Raw genomic sequence first — 20,006 nt, 5'->3', positions numbered from 1 at the left:
ACGCCGCCCATCCGCAAATAGTGAGAAATTGTAATCAGCCGTCGCAGGTCATCAGTCCAGCATTGTCTTGCGCAGCTTCGCGAAGTCCGCATCGGTGAAGCCGAGCGTGCGCAAGTAGGCTTCCGAACCGCCGTACTGCTTGTCGAGGTACGTGAAGAACTGCGCCAGATGCGAGGCACCGGAGGGCGTATAGAGCGGCTCCGCCTTGCGCGGTTTTCCGTCCTCGCCCGCAACGTAATACTTCAGGATCGGGTTGTTCGGATAGTCCTTGGGGTCCACCTTGGGCATCTCGAACTGCGTGCGGCGCAGCTCGGTGGAGAGATGGTAGTCCTTCAGGATCGTCTCGCGATCGACGCCGAGCACGTCGTAGAGCAGCGCCGTCGCCATGCCGGTGCGGTCCTGCCCGGCCGAGCAGTGGTAGACCACCGCGCCCTCGTCCGCGATCAGGCGGCGGAACAGCGAGCGGAACTGCGGCGCCAGCATCTTTTCCATGCCCGCATACATGTTCTCGCCGCCGCCCTGGCCCATTTTCGCCATCAGCGGCTTCAGCGAATAGTCGTTGGCGATGAACAGCGCGCCGACCTTATCGTCGAGCTGGTCCGGCGCGATTTCGCGCTCCTCGATCGAGCGCAAGTCGACGACGTTGCCGATGCCTAGCTGTCCGAGCAGCGCATAGTCCGCATCCGTCAGCAGCGGCATCGCGCCCGAGCGGAACGCCTTGTCCCACTTCACCATATGCCCGTCCTTGGTGACGTAGCCACCGACATCGCGGAAGTTGCTGCCCTGCTCCAACGGCAGCACGCGCTCGGCGACGACGTTGCGGCCTTTACCGCCTTTCCCTTCGAGAATCACGTAGCGCCGGTCCGTCGCCGCGATCGGCAGCTTCAGCACGCCGTCCTTGCTGGCGGCGGCAAAGCGCTGGTCGCCCTTGTCCAGCACGGTGTCGGCGCTGATCCACACCGCTACCGGAGCAGTATCGTCGCGCTTCAGTTCCACGGTCGAAGCATCAAGGCGGGTCAGCGTCGCCAGCTCCCGCGCCACGACGGGCGAGCCTGTCAGTAGCAGAGCGGTCAGCAAGACAGTCGCGGTGATCTTTCGCATGGTATTTGTCCCGGTCAGTAATGGAGGAGGACGCCGAACAGGTAGCGCGCGCCGGAAGGCGGAATCTCTTGTGGAACAGCGTGCCGATGCCGACGATGTCTTCCTCGGTCGTGACAGATAGAACGAATGTATGTCCGTTGAATGACACTTTTCCGGCAATACCACAACGGCCGCAACACGCGGGTATCGCTCGATCGCAGGCGCGTTGTCTGCTACGGGAGCGGGACAGCCAGTCGGGCCTTCACTATCATGAGCGCCATGAAAGCCGCGGAATCATCGTCATTCGACCGGTTTATCACCGTAGTCACAGGGCAATGGGAAATGCTCGGCGCAGCGGGTATGTCCGCCCGCCGGATCAGTGGGCTGACCAAAGCGCCGGTCTCCTCGATCTACCATCACTTCGGGTCTCTGGAACACTTGTTGCTGGCCTCGCAGCGGCAGTGTCTGGTCGAGGCGAAGCTGTGGTGCGACCGCCAGTGCCGCCAGTTCGACGGGCTGGACGCGTCGCCCGCCGCCTTCGCAGGATTCTTTGCGCAGATCACCGACGGTTGGTGCGAGGAGCAGCGCGGGCTGGCCTTCGCCTGGCGCGAATGCCAGCTGCTTGCGCACCAGTCCCCGCTCTTCGGCGATGCGGCGCGGGAATGGGCCGCCTTGTGGCAGCGGTTCTGGAGCGAGGCGAGCCGGCGCTTCGGCCTAGGTGCAGACAGCATCGTTGCGCAGCGCGTGTTCGAGAACGAGAGCTTCTTCCACATGATCCGCTGGCGGCGCCTGGTCGACCGCGCCGCGCTCGACGAAACCGCCCGTACGCTCGGCGCATGGCTGACCGGCACTGCCCTGCCCGCTGCGCCCTGGCGCGAATTCGCGCGCGAGGCGGCCCTGCGCTCGATGCCCGTGCTGCCCGACCGGGACGAGACGGCCGCCCGCATCGTGGAAACCGCCGCAAGGATCATCGACGAGGACGGGCTCGCCCGCCTCACTCACCGCGCCGTCGCCGAACGCACCGGGCTGACGTTGGGCACGGTGTCACACAAGTTCCGCACCAAGCCCGCGCTGCTCGAAGCGGCGTTCGAGGGGCTCTACCGCGCCAACGTCGAGCGCCTGCAGGCCGAAGCCCCCGCGCGCGACACGGCTCGTGATCTGGCCGACGCTCTGGCCCGCGACCTGGCCGGGATGATGCAGCGCGGCGGCAATGCCCGGGGCCGCGACGAACTTCTGGTCGCCACCGCGCGCGATGCTTCGTTGCGCCAGTTCGGCGCCCAGCTGCGCTACTTGCGCGGCCGCACTTCACACGGCGCGCTGCAGGACCTTGTCGGCGCGCGGCGGCGGGTCGGCGTCACCGAAGCAGCACTGTTCTCCGGCTTCCTGACGTCGCAACTGCGCGCCCATGCCGGGCATCCCGAAGAGATCGCTCCGCAAATCCGCAGCGAACTCGGCGTGATGGTGGGACTGGCCCGCGACGTGGCCTAAAGGCGGATTTCGAGCCTGTCATGCATGTGGATTTATGTCGGTCCATGTCGCCGCTTGCGGATCATGCCGCGATGACCGGCGCGATCCATTCCCCGCAGCGCGCAGCCTCGATCAGGCCTTGGGCGTTACCCACACCTCGACGGGCGCGATGAACTTGCCCGGCGCGGGCTTGCCGACATGGACGCGGTCGGCGGTGACCTGCTCTCCGCTTTCCAGGTGCAGGGTAACCCACGGCTTGGGCATCCGCTCGAACTTCATCTTCTGGATCGGCTGACCCGTGCTCGAATTCATGATGGTGGCAATGATACTCATCGGCGGCCGTTAACCGCCTGTCCCTGCATGCGTCCATCCGCGAGGCGGGGTTATGCCCGCTTCAGGTTGCCCGGCCGAGCCTTGCCCGCAGCGCGTCCTCGGACACGACGGCAACTGGTCGACCGGCCTCGCGAAGCTCCTGCGCGCGGCGATGCATCGGGCTGGCCTCCACCCAACGGCCGTAGGGTTGCGCCTTGGCGATCACCAGCAAAGTGGTGGTCATGCCCACCGACCGCACGACCCGACCACCCGCCGCCGCCACGGCAGCGGCGAGCTTGCCGTCGAGCGCTTCACCCAGGATTGCGACCCGCTCCCCGCTCAAGGGCCCCTCCGAGGCGGGCAGGGGCGGCTTGGGCTTGGCGCGCGCAGGCCTGGTCATCCAGCCCTTCAGGTCGATGCCGGTGTGCTCGATGGCTTTCACGATCACCATCCCGGCGGCGCGGGCATCGCTCAAGGCATCGTGATGCCGGTGCTCTATCCCGAGAAACCGTGCGAGCACGTTGAGACGATGGCTCGATAGCTGCGGCCAGGCCTGCTTGGCCACCCGGACGCTGTCCAGCCATTCGGTCTCAATGAGCGGATGCGCGCTCAGCCGGCATGCGGCGGCCAGAGCCCCTTTGTCGAAAGCCGAGTGTGCGACCGCAATCCGGCCGCTCAGATGCCCGTCGAGCACGGCATGGATTTCGCCGAAGGTCGGCTGCCCGGTAACATGGCCTGCGGTGATGCCATGGATGCCGACATTGAATGGGGAGAACTCGTCACGAGGATCCACCAATGTCTCGTAAGCCATCACCTCGCGCCCGTCGCGAAAGCCCACGATGCCGACCTGGCAGATGCTGCTGACGCGCGAACAAGCCGTCTCCACGTCGATAACGACGAAGTCGGGGGCATCCGGGACGGCAGTGGGCAGCGATGGGATCGGCGAGGTCATGCCTCCACCCTAGCAAACCGGTGCCTCCTGCGCGAGACACCCCCGAGCCCTATCGCGCTTTCGGCAATGCGAAGGCGACCACGCTGTCTCCCGGCGTCGTACCCATGTAGGCATGTCCGCCTGCCGCAATGACGACATACTGCCGTCCGGTCCTACGCGAAACATACGTGATCGGCGTCGCCTGCCCGCCTGCCGGCAGGCGGTCGCGCCACAACTCCCTGCCCGTCGCGGTATCGAAGGCACGCATGTAGTTGTCGAGCGCAGCGCCGATGAAGGTCACCCCGCCCGCGCTGTTCGCAGAGCCGCCCAGGTTGAACGCCCCCGGCACCGGAATGCCCAGCGGTGCGGTATCGGCGGACGTGCCGAAGGTGCGGCTCCACGCGATTCTGCCGGTCTTCAGATCGACGGCGGCAATCTTGCCCCATGGCGGCGCCTCGCACGGAATGCCCAGCGGGGAGAGCATCGGCAGCAGGCTGACACCGTAGTTCGTGCCGTATTGCGGCAGATAGCCCGGCGCGTGCGAGTCCTTCGCCAAGGCTGGACGGTCGGTATCGGCTCCATGGCGGAACAGGCGTACCTCCTGAGGGATCGCCGCCGAATTGACGATCATGATCTGGCGCGCGGGATCGATGCTGACGCTACCCCAGTTGAGAATGCCAAAAGTGCCCGGCCACTGGATCATGCCGCGCTCGGAAGGCGGGGTGAACATGCCCTTGTAGTCGAGCGAGCGGAAACGGATGCGGCACCACATCTGGTCGATCGGCGTCGCCCCCCACATGCCCGCCTCCGTCAGCGGCGGCGGCGCGAAGGAGGCGAAACCCTTCACGTAAGGCTGGGTGGGCGAATAGCGCTCCCCCGGGATGCCGCCGCGAGGCACGGCGCGCTCCTCCACGCCTGTCAACGGACGGCCGGTGGCGCGGTCGAGGATGAAGATCTCGCCCCGCTTGGTCGGTGCAGCAAGCGCGGGTATCTTGCGGCGACCGACGGTGTAGTCGAACAGCACCGGCTGCGCGGGCATGTCATAGTCCCAGATGTCGTGGTGTACCGTCTGGAAATGCCAGCGCATCCGTCCCGTCCTGACGTCGAGCGCGACGATGGAACTGGCGTAGCGCTCCAGCATCGGTGAACGGTGCGTACCGACATGATCGGGCGTGGCGTTCCCTGTCGGCAGGTAGACCAGCCCCAGCGCGGGATCGGCGCTGAACACGCTCCAGGCGTTGACCGAACCACGCGTCCAGCTTTCGCCGGGGCCGGGCATCGGGGCATCGTCGGGCCGTCCGCTGTCCCATGCCCAGAGCAGCCGCCCGCTCTTCACGTCGTAGGCCCGCACCACGCCCGATGGATCGTCCTTGGTGTAGTTGTCGCGCACATAAGAGCCCAGCACCGCAACGTCGCCGACGATGACGGGGGGCGAGGACGAGTAGGACCGCAAGGGATCGACCTGGCCGAGCCCTTCGTCGAGGTTCACGGAGCCATCCTTGCCGAAATCGGCGCAAGGCGCACCCGTGCCGGCATCGCTGGCAAGCAGGCGTCCGTCCACGGTCATGCTGATGATCCGTTTGGCGCATGATCCTGTGCCAGCGGGAGCGGCGTGGTAGGATACGCCGCGGCAGTTGAGCATCTGCGCATTGCCGATGTTAGTGCGGGGGTCGCGCAGCCAGATTTGCCTGCCCGTGTCCGCATCCAGCGCGAAGACCTTGCCGGTAGGCGAACAGAAATAGACCTTGTCGTCCACCATCAACGGCGTCGCCATGAAGGAAATGGACTTGATCTCCGGTCGTTTCGCCTTGGTGTCGCCCGTCTCGAACGACCACGCCTTTTCCAGCTTCGCAGCGTTGGCCGGGGTGATCTGTGCAGCCGGGGAATGGCGGGTGCCGGACAGGTTCGCGCCGTAATCGGTCCACTCCGCGCTGGCCGGGCTTGCCGGAGCAGACTTGGCCACGCTACCGGCGGAAACATCGAAGACCGGCACCGTAAGGAAGGTTCCCGTCAGCGCTAGAGCCGCGACCAGCACGACCGAGCCCAGCCCCCAACGCGTACCGGCATCCGAAGCGGCGGTCAGTCGGCGGCGCAGCCACGGCAGCGCGAGAAAAGCGCCGATCACGGTCGGCCCCGCAAGGCGCGGCAGGAGTTGCCAGAACTGCGCCCCAACCTCCCAGAAGGCCCAGATCAGCGTGGCCAGTAGCATCGCCGCGTAAAGCCAGAGCCCTCGCCGGTCGCCCCTCCAGAGCAGCACGCCCGACACCGCGCAGGCCACCCCGGCAGCCAGATAGTAGGCCGATCCGCCCAGCGTCAGCAGTTTTATCCCGCCCACGGCCAGCACCGCCCCGATGGCGAACAACACCGCCCCAGCCGACCAGCACAGCCAGCGGCCTTCCTTCCCGTCCTTCATCCCTCGCGTCCTCTCCCGGAACGTCTGCGTTATCCCGGGCCTTGCCCGGTGCCGTTGATCGCCTTTCGGACGTGGATCACCCCGTCTCGATCACCGCGATCGGTTCGCGCACGTCGATCGTTTCACCTTCTCCGGCGATGATGCGGAGCAGCGTGCCGGAGACAGGGGATGGCACTTCCACCGTGGTTTTCGCGGCTTCCACCTCGACGAGATTCTCGCCTTCCTCGACCGCGTCGCCCGGCTGCTTGAGCCAGCGGACGATCTCGCCGTCCTGCATCCCCATGCCGTATTGCGGCAGGACCATCGTGAATTCGGCCATGTTCGCTCCTCAGGCTGACTGGAACTCGGCGGCACCTACGAGGCGCCTGGCGGCACTCACGATGCGCTCCACCGAGGGATAGAGCGGCTTTTCGATGAGCGGACTGAACGGCAAGTGCGTATCGGGAGTCGTGATCCGAACCACCGGCGCGCGCAGGGCCTCGAACGCCTCCTCGACGATGGTGGCGGCGATCTCGCTGGCGGCGCTGCAGGTCCTGTTCGCGGGATCGACGCAGATCGCGCGGCCGGTCTTGCGCACCGAACGCAGGATCAGATCGCGGTCGAGCGGGACCAGCGTGCGCGGGTCGATCACTTCCAGCGAGATGCCCTCGCCCGCCAGTTGCTTCGCCGCTTTCAGCGCGACGTTGACCCCGCCGGCGATGGCGACGACGGTGATGTCGGTGCCTTCGCGCTTGATGTCGCCCTTGCCGATGGGGATCAGGAAGTCGGGATCGTCAGGTACGTCGGCCTTGTTCATCCAGCAGGTGCCGTCCTCGAAACTCATCACCGGATCGTCGTCGCGGATCGCGGACTTGAGCAGGCCCTTCATATCGGCGGCATCGGAGGGGCAGATGATCTTGAGGCCCGGCATGTTCATGAACATCGGGTAGGGCCGGTCCGAATGCTGCGCAGCATTGGAGTTGCCGTAGAACATGCAGGAGCGCAGCACGAGCGGCAACTTCGCCTGCCCGCCGTAGATATAGCGGGACTTGGCGATGATCGAGCAGATCTGGTCCATCGCCGGATAGAGGAACGAGGACAGCGTCGCATCAACGATGGGCCGCATGCCCACCATCGCCGCGCCGCCTGCCGCGCCGATGAAGCCGTTCTCGGAGATCGGCGTGTCGCGGATGCGCTCCTCGCCGAAACGCTCGACGAAGCCGGTGGTGGTGCCGAAGACGTTGCAGCGAATGTCCTCGCCCATCATGAAGACACGGGCGTCGCGCTCCAGCTCTTCGGCCTGGGCCTGCTGGATGGCTTCGAGGAAAGTGATCTTGGCCATGGTTGCGGTTCCTTCTCAGGCGTGCGCCAGAACGTCGTCGGGGATCGGCAGGCGATCGACGAAGACGTGGTCGAAGGCCTCCTCGAAGGCCGGGTATGCGCTCTCGCGCGCGAAGTTCAGCGAGTCCGTCACTTCGTCCGCGATGGCCGCGTCGATGGCGTCGAGATCGCCCTCGGCCACGCCATCGGCCAGCAGGCGCGCGCGGTAGAGCGTGATCGGATCGCGGGCGACCCAGTCATCATGCTCCGGCCCGCGGGGGGTGAGGTCGCGGCCCATGTTCACCGCGTGGTCGCGGTAGCGGTAGGTCTTGGTCTCGATCAGCGTCGGCCCCTTGCCCGCGCGGGCGCGGTCCACCGCATCGCGCACGGCCTCCTCGACGGCGTCCACGTCCTGCCCGTCGACGATGACGCCGGGGATGCCGTAGCCGTGCGCGCGGTCCGCGACATTGACGCCCGCCACGGCGGCGGAGGTCGGCGTGGACATGCCGAAGCGGTTGTTCTCGCACACGAAGATCGCGGGCAGCTTCCACACGGCGGCAAGGTTCATGCCTTCATGGATCGCCCCTTCGCTGGAGGCGCCGTCGCCAAAGAAGCACAGCGCCACACGGTCCAGCCCCTGCAGCTTCGCGCCCAATGCTGCACCTGCGGCAACCGGGCCGCCGGAGCCGACGATGCTGGTTTCGCCCAGGCTACCCATCGCGAAATCGGACAAGTGCATCGAGCCGCCCTTGCCCTTGCACACGCCCGTCGCCTTGCCGAGCAGTTCGGCCATGAGCGGGCGCAGCGTCGATCCCTTGGCGATCGGATGGCCGTGGCTGCGGTGCGTGCCGACCATGTAGTCGTCGTCGCGCAGCGCCATGCAGGCGCCGACGCCCGAAGCCTCCATCCCCGCATAAGTGTGCAGAGCGCCGGGGATTTCGCCCGCAGCATGGATGGATTCGGCCTTGGTCTCGAACTGGCGGATGCGCTGCATCCGGCGGTACTTCTCAAGCCTGCGGTCGTTGTCGCCGATGGCGGTCATCGCTCTCTCCTTGTATGCGCAAATCGGGGGGTCATGCTGCGTTCGCAGGCTCGGGCGTCACCGCCTCGAACAGTTCGAGCGGGGCCGCGTACATCGGTTCGGGAGCGCCCGCGGTGATCGCGTAGACGTTCTCCATGTGGCACGGCCCCAGCTTCGCGCCGAAGTAGAGGCTGTCGAGCGAGATCAGCATCCCCTCCTCCATCACGAAGCCCTGCTTGACCCCGGCCAGCCCCGCTGCCGGGAAGGGCAGCGGGATTTCCAGCGGCATCAGGCCGATGCCGTGCGCCACGACCAGCAGCTTCTCGGGCGTGGCGATGCCGCCCGCCTTCAGGTGCTCATAGCCGATCGCGGGCAGGCTGGCGGTGGAGACGCCGGGGCGCAGGTGGTCCACCATCTTCAGGAAAGCATCGCGCAGGACGTCATGCTGGTGGCGGTACTCGGCGCTGGCCTTGCCGACGACGGCGGTGCGGTTGATATCCACCCAGAAGCCGTCGTGGATGCCCTGCGTCTCCAGGATCACGATGTCGCCGCGCCGCAAGGCCCGGTTGCCGCGCGTGCGGAACAAGTCGGGGATGAACTCGTCCGCTTCGTAGGCGCCGCCGAACAGCATCGCGCCCTCGTCCACGGGGATGACTTCGTTGCGCACCATGAAATCGCAGATGCGCGCCTGCACGTCGTTCCAGTCCGCGCCTTCGTGGAGCAGCGATCCGGCGTGAGCGATGATGCGGTCCGCCAGCTTGCCCAGCTTGCGATAGCGTTCGAGTTCACCGGGGGTCTTCACCACCCGCACGCGCATCATGAAGTCGAGCACGTCGGAATATGCATGCGGCACGGCGGCCGTGATCCGCGCGGAGACGCGGTGCTCGTCGAAGCCGATCGCCTTGCCCGCCATGCCGTGATCGGCAAGGCCCGAAGCAATGGCGGCGGCGATGTCGGGCTGGCAACTGCCCCTGATCGCACCCATCATCCCGGCGGCGTCCTCGGCCAGCTGACCGCCGTTGCGGTCGGGGTCGATGTAGCGGCTGACCTCGCAGAAGTTGAGCATGTCGAACGTCCGCACCTCGCCGAAGGTGCAGGCGTCGCCGTCCTTGTTGAGCACCGCGACGAGGCCGAGGTTCGCCTCCGGGATCACCAGCGTCAGCGGCTTGGCCGGATCGGCATAGACGATCGCGGCAGCCATCGGCTCCATCTGCTGCCAGCGTTCGAGGATCGAGTGATAGCCCACCGCATAGCGCACATCATGCGGGTGGCTGAGCACGACCGCGTCGAGCCCTTCCGCCGCCATCATCGTGCGCAGCCGGTCGGCGCGGGGGTTGGAGGGTGCGGTCATGCCGCTTCCTCCAGCCCCTCGTTGGCAACGTTGGAGATCACTTCGCCCTTGGCCACGTCGCGCAGGAATTCGTGGTTGAGGATGAAGCGGATCTCGCCCACCTCGTCGAGGAAGGCGACGGCGCCGTGGCCCATGAAGAGATATTCGGTCACTTCGTCGCAGCGCGCCTCGTTGTGGCGCGAGCCGATCGGTTCGTAGCCGTAAGTCCCCGCAGGCGCTGAGCCGACGTCGTAGATCAGTTCGCCCTTGGTCACGAAATACTGCCCGTGGCCAAGGTGCCAGTGCGGGGCGAAGGTCGCGCCGGGCTCCATGTGGACCCACAGGACCCAGTCGCCGGTCTCCTCGCTGTAGCGCAGCAGCCGGATCGTGGTGCCGGTGCCGAGCGCGACTTCGTGGCAGTCGTTGATGTTGACGATGAGGTCGCCGAGTTTTCCGGCATCGTGCAAAGCGGTCATGGTTGTTATCCTCTCGTAGCGGGTCGGGTTACATCGTTGCGGTAAGGCCTTCGTCGGCGGGGATGACCGCGCCGTGCAGCGCGCTCGACTTGTCATCGAGCAGGAAGCAGACGAGCTGGGCGATCTGCTCGGGGTCCATGAAGAACTGGCGGCGCGGGCTGGGATGGCCGTCCATCAACGCGGCGATGGCCTGCTCGCCCTCCGGCGTGCGCAAGTTCGCGGTCAGCGGCGTCGCCACCGCGCCGGGGCACACGCAGTTGATGCGGATGCGTTTCGGGCCCAGCTCCGCCGCCAGCGTGCGCGCCAGCATGGCGACCCCGGCTTTGGAAGCGCTGTAGGCGCTGTCGCCCGCGCGGCCCGCCGTGCCGCTGACCGAACCGATGAACACGATCGTCCCGCCGCCCGCCTCGATCATCGCGGGCAGCACGGCTTGCGTGACGTAGAAGCTGCCCTTGAGATTGACGTCGATATGCCGGTCGAACAGCGAGAGGCTGCTTTCGGGCACCGGGTTGGGCGCCCAGATCGCCGCGTTGTTGACCAGCAGCGTGACCGGACCGAGCGCCGCTTCGATGCCCTGCACAGCCGCCGCGACGGCAGCGGCATCGGCGATGTCCACGTGCGCCGCATGGGCGAGCGTGCCGCTTGCCACCGCCTTGTCGAGATCGGCCTGCGGCACCTCGGACAACACCGCGACCTTTGCGCCCGCCTCGGTCAGCAGCTTGGATACGGCGGCGCCGATGCCGCTGGTGCCGCCCGTCACCACGGCGACTTTTCCGCTGAGCCCACTCATTGCGCGGTGAACCCGCCATCGACGATCAGTTCCGAGCCGTGCATGTACCCGGCCTCGTCGGAGGCGAGGAAGCGCACGGTCTTGGCGACGTCGATGGGATCGGCCATGCGCCCGATCGGGTGCGCGGGGGCGAGCCCGGCGGCGGCTTCCTCGACGCTGGCGGCGAAACCGTTGTCGACGATGCGCTGGAGGATGTGGTCGACCATGCCGGTCTTGACGCCGCTGGGGTGCACCGAGTTGACCCGCACCTTGTAGCCCAGCGCGGAGAACTCCATCGCGCAGGCCTTCACGAACAGCGTCACCGCGCCCTTGGAGGTGCAGTACCCGACGTGCAGCGGCGAGCCGATCTTGCCCGCGACCGATGAGATCACGATCACCGAAGCCCCGTGCGGCACGCTCTCGCCCGAGCGCCGGAGGAGCTGCGCCGCCACCTTGGTGCCGAGGAACGGGCCATCGACGTTGACCGCCATCTGTTTGCGCCACTGCTCGATGGTGGTGTTCTCCATCTTCTCGACGACGACAATGCCCGCGACATGGACCAGCACGTCGAGCCGCCCGTGCTGCGCCTCCACCGCGCCGATCGCCGACTGCCAGGATACCTCGTCGGTCACGTCGAGCGAGAGATAGGAATCGCCCTGCCAGCCCCCTGCCTCGGCGGGGAGGTCGGCGCCGATGACGGTCGCACCTGCCTCGGCCAGTTGGCGCGATATCTCACTGCCGATGCCGCCGGTGCATCCGGTGACGAGGGCGATGCGTCCTTCAAGCGAACCGGTCATGCGTGAACTCCTGCCTTGGCGGCTTCACCCAGAAGGTCGAAGACGCGGATGTCGGGGTCGCCGTCGAGGCAGGCGTAGCCCTCCGCCGACATGGCGACGTGGTAGGGCCGGTTCGCATGCGCTTCCTTGGCGGCGATGTCGGTGAAGATCTCGGTGAAGCCGAAGGCGTTCGGGTCCTCGCGCGATTGCATGACCTGGAACAGCAGCGTATCGGCCTCGTTGGCGCGCACGTCCTTCTGCAGTTGCGTGGTCAGTTCGATGAAGCGCTGCGTCTTGTCCGGCTTCGTGCGGACATGCATGATGACACCAATCATATCGGAGAGGACCTTTCGTCATGTGGGGGGAAATGCTGGCCGAAGCGGCGCGCGTCGCGCAGGGGCCGGACCCGGTGGCGGCCCGGCCCCTGGTGGACCGCCTGCTCTCCGCGAAGCCGGGAGATGCCGATGCGCTGACACTGGCCGGGATCGTCGCCCAGCGTACCGGGCGCATGGAAGATGCGGTGCGCGCCTTCGGCGATGCCTGCGCCGCCGATCCGCGTGATGCCGGACGCCGGCAGAACCTGGGCGTCGCGCTCAAGAACGCAGGCGCTTACGAGGAGGCGCTGCAGGCTTTCGCCGCCGCGCTGGAACTGCGCCCCGGACATGCCGCAACGCTGGCGAATCTCGGCTCCTGCCTGATCGCGGCGGAGCGATACGACGAGGCGCTGGAGATGCTGACGCAGGCCGGAGACAGCGCCGATGCGCTCAACAATACGGGGGTCGCGCTGGCGCGGCTCGGACGGCACGGCGAGGCGGTGAGCCGTTACCGGCGCTCGCTGGAACTGCGGCCCGGGCACCTCGACACGGCGCTGAACCTTGTCGATGCGCTCGCCGCCTGCGGTCAGGGGGGCGAGGCGGAAAGCCTCGTCGGGCAAATCCTGCGCGTACAGCCCCGCAACCCACGCGCGGCAAACCAGCTTGGCCTCATGCGCGAGCGGGCCGGCGATTACACAGGTGCGGTGAATGTGCTGCGCCGCGCCTTCGATCCGGCACAGCCCAACCATGCGCTCGGCATCAATCTGGTACGGGCGATGATCCGCGGCGGGCAGGAGCGCGATGCGCTGGGCGTCTGCGGTAAACTCGTCGCCACGCAGCCGAGCGTCACCACGCCGGTGGCGCTGGCCCTCGCCGCCTTCGAGAAGCTCGGCTGGACCGGCGATCGCGAACGGATCATGGCGCTCGACCGCTTCGTCACCGTGCATGACATCGACGCCGCGCCGGGCTTCGAAGACCTCGCGACGTTCAACGCCGCGCTGGTGGAGGAACTGCGTGCTCACCCCTCGCTGACGTTCGAGCCGGAGGGCCTCGTGACCCGCCAGGGACGCCAGAGCGCCGACCTCGTCGATGCGCGGAGCCCGGCGATCGGCGCCCTTGCACGGATCGCCCGCGATCATCTCGCCAGTGCCCATGCACGCCTTGCCGAGGAACCCGCCGACCACCCCCTGCTCCACGCGTTGCCCGAGGAATGGAGCCTGACCCTGTGGGGCACGATCCTGCGCCCCGGCGGCGAAGTCGGCTCGCATATCCATGCCCCCAACTGGCTCTCGGGTGTCTACTATCCACAGTTCGAGGGTGAAGACGGTGCCTTCGCGATCGGCCTGCTGCCGGAGGAACTGGGCGGCGGCGGCACGCCCGTCACCTACCAGCCCCGAGCGGGCCGGATGATCCTGTTCCCCTCGTATCTCTGGCACGCCACGCTGCCCTTCGGCGGCGACAAGGAACGCATCAGCTTCGCCTTCGACCTCGTCCCCAAGGGCATCGGCCGCGCGCACAAGCTGCCCTGAAACTCCACCTTCGTCATTGCCAGCGGAGCGAAGCAATCCAGCGCTGCGCAAACCGCCCTGGATTGCTTCGCTCCGCTCGCAATGACGGCATGGGGGGGCGTCATCACGAAGCGAGAGCAGGCTAACCTTCCCCTGCGGCGCACGAAACCGCAGGGGAAGGCCGGCTCGGCGCAGGCCCGCACCTGCCCGTGAGGAGAGCGCCGCCACCATCGTCAGAACTTCACCGAGCCTTCAACGCCGAAGCTCCTCGGCGGGGCGTAGTTGGTGAAGTTGAACAGCCCCGCGACCGAGTTGGCCGAGACGCGGTAGACCTTGTCCAGCAGGTTGCGACCGAACACCGCGACGCGGAAGCGCTCGTCGGGATCGGTCCAGCCGATGCTTGCCCCCACCAGTGTGCGCGCCTGACCTTGCGAATAGTCGGCGTTGAGCGTCGTGGATTCGTACTGTGCCTGATAGTTGACGTCTGCGTTGAGCGAGACGACGCCCCAGTCGGTCGGCGGGAACTCGTAATGCACGTTCCCGCTGGCCGTCCACTTGGGCGCATTGCGCAGCTTGAGGTAGGAGGCATCGTCGTTCACGCCGTCACCGTTCACGTCGGTGCTGAACTCGTCGTACTCCGCCTTCTGCCAGCCAACCGAAGCGCCCATCGTCAGGCCCACCACCGGTGCGGCGGAGATTTCGAGTTCGATGCCCTTTACGTGGGCCTTGCCCGCATTGGTCGTCCGCGTCTCCTGCCCCGGCAGGCCTGTGATCGGATCGATGAAGGGGACCACCGCGTCGCGCTGCAGATCGTTGTACTTCACATAGAACGCCGCGATGTTGACGCGCAGCTTGCGATCGGCCGTCTCGGTCTTGAAGCCCAGTTCGAAGCTGTCGGCGGTCTCCTCACGAAACGGCAGCGCCGACGTAGCGGACATCGCCTGCTCGTTGTAGCCGCCCGACTTGTAGCCCTGGCTGTAGGTGAAGTAGTTGTTGATCCCCGGCGCGATCTCCCAGCGATAGCCTGCGCGCATCGTCGGCTTGGAGAACTTCGCGCTGTCGCTGTACTCGGGCCAGAACCCGGTCGCGATCGTCGAGCGGCGCACTTGCGGACGCACCGCGAAGTCCTTGCTCTCCTTGGTGTAGCGGGCGCCGACGAAGACCGAGAACGGGTCGGCGACCTTGTATTCCGCCTCGCCGAACACGGCGTAGCTGTCGACCTTGTAGTTCGCGGTGGACTGGTTCGGGTCGGTCAGCGCGGTGGGGTCTCCCAGGAAGCGCAGGAAGCCGAGGAAGCTGGTAGCATTGGCGTCCAGCTTCTGCCCCCAGTACATGCCGCCCACGGTGAACTTCAGGACGTCCGAGAAGTCGGAGCTGAACCGTGCCTCGAGACTGTACTGCTTGCGCACGTCCTCACGCGCAGAGACGAACAAGTAGGCGTTCTCACCCGTATAGTCGGAAGGCAGCTTGGACTGCACCCGCCGCCAGCCGCCGACGACGGTGATCGTGCCGACGTCATCGACCGAATGCTCGCCGCGCAAGTAGACGCCGTCCACATCGACGCGGTGACCATCGAGCGTACCCACGCAAGTCGGCGCAGTGGCCGAACCTTCGCACAGTGTGGTGCCGGTCTTGTAGGGGCTTTGCCCGGTCGTCTGAATGCCGGGGAAGCCGACCACGTCGATCAGGAAACCCGGAGGCGTCTCGTTGACCGAAGGCGGACTGTCGCCACGATCGCGCAGCAGTTCGTAGGTGAGCAGGATGTTGGTGTCGTCGGTCGGCTCCCACAAGAGCTTGGCGCGGGCGCTGAAGTAGCGCGATCCGCCCCAGCGCTGGCCGCGTCCGGGCACGCCCTCGAAGCCGTCGACGTCGTTGTTCTTGGTCAGACGGTAGTAGCCGTCGCTTTCCTGGAACGATCCTGCCGCGCGGAAGTAGAGGTTGTCGGCGAGCGGGATATTGATCGCGGCCTTGACGTCCTTGGTGTTGAAGCTGGAATAGCCGAGCCGCACTTCGCCGCTGAAGCCGGGCTCCGGCTTCTTGGTAATGACGTTGACGACGCCGCCCACGGTGTTCTTGCCGAACAGCGTGCCCTGCGGTCCGCGCAGGACTTCGATGCGCTCCACGTCGAACAGGTCGAACAACTGGGTCTGGACGTGGGCGAGCACGAAGTCGTCCACCACCACGCCGACGGCGGGCTCGAAGGTCAGGATGATGTCGCCGGTGGACTGGCCGCGAATGCCGATCGAGGCGGCGTTGAAGCCCGGGACGTTGGTTATGACGACGTTGGGCACGTCGCCCGCCAGCGCGCGGATGTCGGTGGCGAACTTGTTCTGGATCGCCGTCTCGGTGAAGGCGGAAACCGCCACCGGCGTGTCCTGCAGCGATTCCGAGATGCGCCGCGCGGTGACGACAATGTCCTCCAGTCCGCCCTGCTGCGGCGGCGGATCGGCCTGCGGCGGCGCGGAAGCCGGAGCGCTTTGTGCCATCGCGGTAGTGCTGACGCTCGCCAGAAGCCCCATGGCGAAAGTCGTGAAGACGCAATTCAGGTGTCGTTTGCCGATCATGTTCTTCCCCTCCGAGCCGACTGCCTTCGTTTGGTCATGGGCAGTTCGAATCACGTGCCGACTTTTTCGCCGGACAGGCATAAATGAGTACAGATGATCATTTTTGTGAAGACATAAAAAACATTCATGTATGATTTGTTTTACCGCAGTGCAGCGGTGATGGAGCGGAGGGGATTGTCTTGGAGAGCGGCGAAGTTCACGTTTCTCCCGGTAATGAAAAGAGAACCACCACGCCGGGGGGCATTGCTGCGATGCAAGACGTGATCGCGAAAAAACCGCCGGTGATTCGCCGCCGCTACACCAGCCCGGCGATGACCGAGCGCCGTGCGCGCATCGTCGACACCGCGCACCGCATCCTCGGCGAAGGCGGAGTCGCGGCGCTGACCATCCGGCGATTGTCCGAAGACGCCGGGGTGGCCCAGCGCACGCTCTACCGCCTATTCGGCGACAAGGACGGCGTCATCAGCGCCACCGTCGTCGATCGCATGGTCGAGGTGCGCGAACACATCGCCCGGCGCGGTGCGACTTACACGCTGGAGGTGGTGTTCCGCGAACTCGACTGGATGGTCAGCGAGCTTGAGCGCGACAGTCTCTACGCCCGCGTCGTGATCGACTTCGTCTTCGCCCCCGAGCCGCGCGAACTGGAAGTGCGGGAACTGACCTCGGTGGCGCACACGCGCTTCTCGGGGTGGCTGAACCTTCAGCGCGCCAAAGGCCACGTCCGCGATGATCTCGACCTACCGACGCTGGTGGACACCCACGTCATGCACGAATTCGTGGTCTACCGCCGCTGGGCGCTGGGCCAGTGCGCGGGCGACCAGTGCCGCGCCGAACTGCACGCCTGCTTCCTGCAGAGCGCGGCGCTGCTGCTGACCGGCGACATTCGCGAGACCTACATGCGCAAGCTGGCAGCGATCCAGAAGAAGATCGCCCGCCTCAAGCGCGCCTCGACCAAGGAATAATAACAAGCGGGAGAAGATGATGACTCTTGAAGACCTGATCGCACGCGAGGAAATCCGCCAGCTTCGCGTGGATTACTCGACCGCCTTCGACTCGATGGACGAGGCTGCGGTGCGCCGCAATTTCGCCGACGACATCCTATGCGAGTTTCCGGAGCCCTACGAAGGCGTCGAGGCGGTGCTCGGCCTCTATCGCCAGCACTGGAAGCACCTGCGCGCGCCGCTAGAGACGCTGCATTACGTCGCCAATCACGCCATCGAGCTGACGGGATCTGACACCGCTCACGGGCATTGCCTGTTGCTGGACCTCGTCACCCGCCAGCATGCGGGCTCGGCCATCGTCACGCCGGGCGGGGAGGCGAACCCGCTGCTGCTGATTGGTCGCTACGACGACCATTACGTCCGGCAGGACGGCCGCTGGAAGTTCGCACGGATTGCGCTCACCATCCTGTGGCCGACGCGGTCGGATAAAACCGGAGCGCTTCCGTTCAAGGTCGATTGAGCGGGGCTGCGCCGGGGCAGACCCCGGCGCCGCGTCTCACTTCCCGCTCTGCTTGAGCCAGGCGATGCCCCGGCGCAGCAATTCGTAGAACACCGGGAGATCCCAGGCGCAGCGGTCCACCGTAGGCCACCAGTCGAGCATCGGCTGGAGGTCGTAGTGCCCCCGGCAGTGCCCCAGCGTGTTGTAGAGTACGGCGCCCTTGCCGTGGTCCTTGAGGTACATCACCGGCTGCTTGCCCAGCGCATCGGCCGCCTCGACGAAGCCGGTGCCCTCGACCGTGCAGTCGGTCTCCAGCAGGACGTGCAGGTGACCGTGCGTCTCCATGTGGTAGAGTTCGTCGGTCGTCTCGAACGGCTCGATGCCCGCCACCAGCGGATGGCCGGGATCGGCCACGGTCACCGTGTAAGGCGCGATCGGCGGGTGCGAGATGAACTGCGAACCCAGCATGTCCATGAACAGCGGTGCCCAGCGCGGGGCGTCCCACAGGCCCTTGTCCGGCCCTTCGGACAGCAGGCGCAGCACCGAGTTGGTGCCGTGCAGCGCATGCCAGCGCCCGCCCGCCTTCAGCCAGTCGCGCAGCACCTCCTGCGCCGCCAGCGAGGGCGTGACGTCGCAGGTATAGGTGATGAGGATGTCCGCCTGCCGCAGTGCGTCGAGGTTCTCATAATCCTCGAACACGCGGGTGCGCACGCTGGGGTCTTCGGCGAGGAGCTTGAGAAGCTCCAGCCGCGCGAAGTCCATGTCGTGCCACACGCCGCCGCAGATGAGGACGCAGTTTATGCGCGGAGGATGCGCGCCTTCAGCCTCACTCATGCCTTCGGAGCCCCGCCGAGGTCGCCCCCAAGGTCGCCGACGATGTACTTCATCATCGTGTCCTGGAACTGACGGATGCGGATTTCCTGATAGTTCCCGAGGTTCACCTTGCCGTTCTTCGAGGCATGAAGGCCGTCCTGCACGTAAGGCAGGTTGTCCATGTCCTGCTCGAACACGTCGCCCAGAATGCCCAGTTCCGGCGCCTCGGTCCACTTCTGGTCGAGCCGCAGCATCTTGAGCGGCGCGCCGCGCGGGATCGGCTGGCCCTTGGGAATACGCGCGAGGATGCGCACTTCCATGATGCAGGTGTCGGGCGTCTTGCCGGGCAGCCAGTTGTAGACGATGTTCGGCATGTACCCGCCCCAAGGCGCGAAGTTCGGGAACACGTTGTAGACGAGTCCGTCGAGCAGTTCGGCGTCGGTCGCGCTCTCGTGGTCGTAGCCGGTGCTCTCGGTATAGGCCGCGCGCATGGCGGCGCCCAGCGCCGCGCGGGCGGTCATGCCCTCGGGCACTTGGATCGCCATCGGGTTGGCGTGGGCCTCACCTTCGTAGTTGTCGCCAGAGCGGCCGTTGTACTTGATGAACTCGTCGACGATCCACTGCTCGCCCTGCCCTTCCGCGATGTGCGGGCTCATCACGCCGAAGGGGACGAGGTTGACGTTCACATTGTCGCCCCAGGTCCAGTAGGCGGCGTTGGAATCGCCAGTGAACGGCAGCAGCTGCGGGTGCGTGACGATGGTGTGCCAGGCCTCCATGAAGGCTTCCATCACCACCTTCCAGTTCGCCGGGACTTCCTTGGCCACGCGCATGACGCTGGCGCATTCCTCGTGCCGCCAGCGCTTGAAGTGCTCGGGCAGCGGGGCGAGAAATTCCTCGAGGCTCGGGCCGCCCGATTCCTCGCGGATGAAGACGTAGCCCGACCAGCGGCCCACTTCGGCGGCGGGCAGGTCGAGGTCCTTTTCGGCCAGATGCGGGAAGTCCCACTGGCAGGGCATCGAATCGAAGCTGCCGTCCTTCTTCCATGCGAAACCGTGGAACGGGCAGACGAACTTGTCGGCGGCGCCTTCCTCGGTGCGCAGCTTGCGGCCACGGTGGAGGCAGACATTGTGCATCGCCCGGATCGAGCCGTCGTCCTGACGGCTGACGAGGTACGAACGGCCCGCGTTCTCATAGACGATGAAGTCACCCGGATCGGGCAGGTCTTCCTCGCGCGCGACGAACTGCCACACGTAGGGCCACATCCGCTCGCGTTCGAGCTTGGCGAATGCCTCGCTGGTGTAACGCTCGGCGGGAATCGCCTCCGAACCGCGGTACGTATAGCTCTCGTCAGTCAGAATCGCAGGCGGAGTGCGCGAATCCTGCGCCATCAGTTCCGCCCAGCTTATGCCTTCGCTGCGGTCTTCACCCAGCTTTCCGGCGATTTCCGGATCTCGATCGGCCATGGTCGTTCAATCTCCCAAGAACGCATTTCC

General features: G+C 66.2%; 19 protein-coding genes. 4 read left to right on the top strand and 15 right to left on the bottom strand.

Annotated elements, in window-relative coordinates:
* Positions 1-51 precede the first annotated feature (51 nt).
* Positions 52-1,101: a tyrosine-protein phosphatase gene (locus tag BES08_RS24915; RefSeq protein WP_036526524.1), complete on the bottom strand. Its 1,050-nt coding sequence runs from the start codon at positions 1,099-1,101 to the stop codon at positions 52-54.
* A 321-nt stretch (positions 1,102-1,422) separates the two neighbouring features.
* Here BES08_RS24915 and BES08_RS24910 point away from each other — a divergent pair, with 321 nt between their 5' ends.
* Positions 1,423-2,568 (top strand): TetR/AcrR family transcriptional regulator, encoded by a 1,146-nt coding sequence (locus BES08_RS24910; RefSeq protein ID WP_051586881.1) that lies wholly within the window; start codon positions 1,423-1,425, stop codon positions 2,566-2,568.
* A 111-nt stretch (positions 2,569-2,679) separates the two neighbouring features.
* Here BES08_RS24910 and BES08_RS24905 read toward each other — a convergent pair whose 3' ends face one another.
* The 11 genes from BES08_RS24905 to BES08_RS24855 all read right to left on the bottom strand — a co-directional run bounded on the left by BES08_RS24905 (position 2,680) and on the right by BES08_RS24855 (position 12,209).
* Complete coding sequence (locus BES08_RS24905) at positions 2,680-2,880, bottom strand: hypothetical protein (RefSeq protein WP_197524502.1); 201 nt, start codon at positions 2,878-2,880, stop codon at positions 2,680-2,682.
* Between the two features lie 61 nt (positions 2,881-2,941).
* Positions 2,942-3,811 (bottom strand): 3'-5' exonuclease, encoded by an 870-nt coding sequence (locus tag BES08_RS24900; protein WP_051586882.1) that lies wholly within the window; start codon positions 3,809-3,811, stop codon positions 2,942-2,944.
* A gap of 49 nt (positions 3,812-3,860) precedes the next feature.
* The gene (locus tag BES08_RS24895; RefSeq protein WP_051586883.1) at positions 3,861-6,203 is read right to left on the bottom strand and encodes a membrane-bound PQQ-dependent dehydrogenase, glucose/quinate/shikimate family; all 2,343 of its coding nucleotides are present in this window, start codon (positions 6,201-6,203) and stop codon (positions 3,861-3,863) included.
* 76 nt (positions 6,204-6,279) lie between these two features.
* Positions 6,280-6,522: a biotin/lipoyl-containing protein gene (locus BES08_RS24890; RefSeq protein WP_008830797.1), complete on the bottom strand. Its 243-nt coding sequence runs from the start codon at positions 6,520-6,522 to the stop codon at positions 6,280-6,282.
* 9 nt (positions 6,523-6,531) lie between these two features.
* A complete protein-coding gene (locus BES08_RS24885) occupies positions 6,532-7,524 on the bottom strand; it encodes an alpha-ketoacid dehydrogenase subunit beta (RefSeq protein ID WP_036526527.1) in 993 nt (330 codons plus the stop codon).
* Positions 7,525-7,539: 15 nt separating this feature from the next.
* Positions 7,540-8,544: a thiamine pyrophosphate-dependent dehydrogenase E1 component subunit alpha gene (locus BES08_RS24880; protein WP_036526528.1), complete on the bottom strand. Its 1,005-nt coding sequence runs from the start codon at positions 8,542-8,544 to the stop codon at positions 7,540-7,542.
* Positions 8,545-8,575: 31 nt separating this feature from the next.
* Complete coding sequence (locus BES08_RS24875) at positions 8,576-9,874, bottom strand: M24 family metallopeptidase (protein WP_036526529.1); 1,299 nt, start codon at positions 9,872-9,874, stop codon at positions 8,576-8,578.
* Positions 9,871-10,329 carry a cupin domain-containing protein gene (locus BES08_RS24870; protein ID WP_036526531.1) on the bottom strand — a complete coding sequence of 153 codons (459 nt, stop codon included), beginning with the start codon at positions 10,327-10,329 and terminating at the stop codon, positions 9,871-9,873. Before BES08_RS24870 ends, BES08_RS24875 begins: the two co-directional genes overlap by 4 nt.
* Before the next feature lie 28 nt (positions 10,330-10,357).
* Complete coding sequence (locus BES08_RS24865; protein WP_036526532.1) at positions 10,358-11,119, bottom strand: SDR family NAD(P)-dependent oxidoreductase; 762 nt, start codon at positions 11,117-11,119, stop codon at positions 10,358-10,360.
* A complete protein-coding gene (locus BES08_RS24860) occupies positions 11,116-11,895 on the bottom strand; it encodes an SDR family NAD(P)-dependent oxidoreductase (protein WP_036526533.1) in 780 nt (259 codons plus the stop codon). Before BES08_RS24860 ends, BES08_RS24865 begins: the two co-directional genes overlap by 4 nt.
* Complete coding sequence (locus tag BES08_RS24855; RefSeq protein ID WP_036526536.1) at positions 11,892-12,209, bottom strand: putative quinol monooxygenase; 318 nt, start codon at positions 12,207-12,209, stop codon at positions 11,892-11,894. The genes BES08_RS24860 and BES08_RS24855 overlap by 4 nt, the downstream gene beginning before the upstream one ends.
* Positions 12,210-12,229: 20 nt before the next feature.
* On the opposite strand from BES08_RS24855, the gene BES08_RS24850 reads away from it, so the two are divergent.
* Positions 12,230-13,717 (top strand): tetratricopeptide repeat protein, encoded by a 1,488-nt coding sequence (locus BES08_RS24850; RefSeq protein ID WP_036526538.1) that lies wholly within the window; start codon positions 12,230-12,232, stop codon positions 13,715-13,717.
* Between the two features lie 212 nt (positions 13,718-13,929).
* Here BES08_RS24850 and BES08_RS24845 read toward each other — a convergent pair whose 3' ends face one another.
* Complete coding sequence (locus BES08_RS24845; protein WP_069709555.1) at positions 13,930-16,260, bottom strand: TonB-dependent receptor; 2,331 nt, start codon at positions 16,258-16,260, stop codon at positions 13,930-13,932.
* 251 nt (positions 16,261-16,511) lie between these two features.
* Between BES08_RS24845 and BES08_RS24840 the strand changes: the two genes are divergently transcribed.
* Together BES08_RS24840 and BES08_RS24835 are read left to right on the top strand one after the other, a co-directional pair.
* Positions 16,512-17,222 (top strand): TetR/AcrR family transcriptional regulator, encoded by a 711-nt coding sequence (locus tag BES08_RS24840; RefSeq protein WP_036526542.1) that lies wholly within the window; start codon positions 16,512-16,514, stop codon positions 17,220-17,222.
* 19 nt (positions 17,223-17,241) lie between these two features.
* Positions 17,242-17,721 carry a nuclear transport factor 2 family protein gene (locus BES08_RS24835; RefSeq protein ID WP_162177389.1) on the top strand — a complete coding sequence of 160 codons (480 nt, stop codon included), beginning with the start codon at positions 17,242-17,244 and terminating at the stop codon, positions 17,719-17,721.
* 36 nt (positions 17,722-17,757) lie between these two features.
* Here the strand turns inward: BES08_RS24835 and BES08_RS24830 are convergent, their stop codons facing one another.
* Positions 17,758-18,534, bottom strand: coding sequence for a ThuA domain-containing protein (locus BES08_RS24830; RefSeq protein ID WP_036526544.1), 777 nt, complete (start codon positions 18,532-18,534; stop codon positions 17,758-17,760).
* The gene (locus tag BES08_RS24825) at positions 18,531-19,976 is read right to left on the bottom strand and encodes an aromatic ring-hydroxylating oxygenase subunit alpha (protein ID WP_008830784.1); all 1,446 of its coding nucleotides are present in this window, start codon (positions 19,974-19,976) and stop codon (positions 18,531-18,533) included. Before BES08_RS24825 ends, BES08_RS24830 begins: the two co-directional genes overlap by 4 nt.
* Positions 19,977-20,006: the final 30 nt, after the last annotated feature.

The sequence above is a fragment of the Novosphingobium resinovorum genome, from assembly GCF_001742225.1.
GTDB lineage: Bacteria > Pseudomonadota > Alphaproteobacteria > Sphingomonadales > Sphingomonadaceae > Novosphingobium > Novosphingobium resinovorum_A.
The sequence above is the reverse complement of the archived record's forward strand: the minus strand, read 5'-3'. Positions and strand labels throughout refer to the sequence as shown.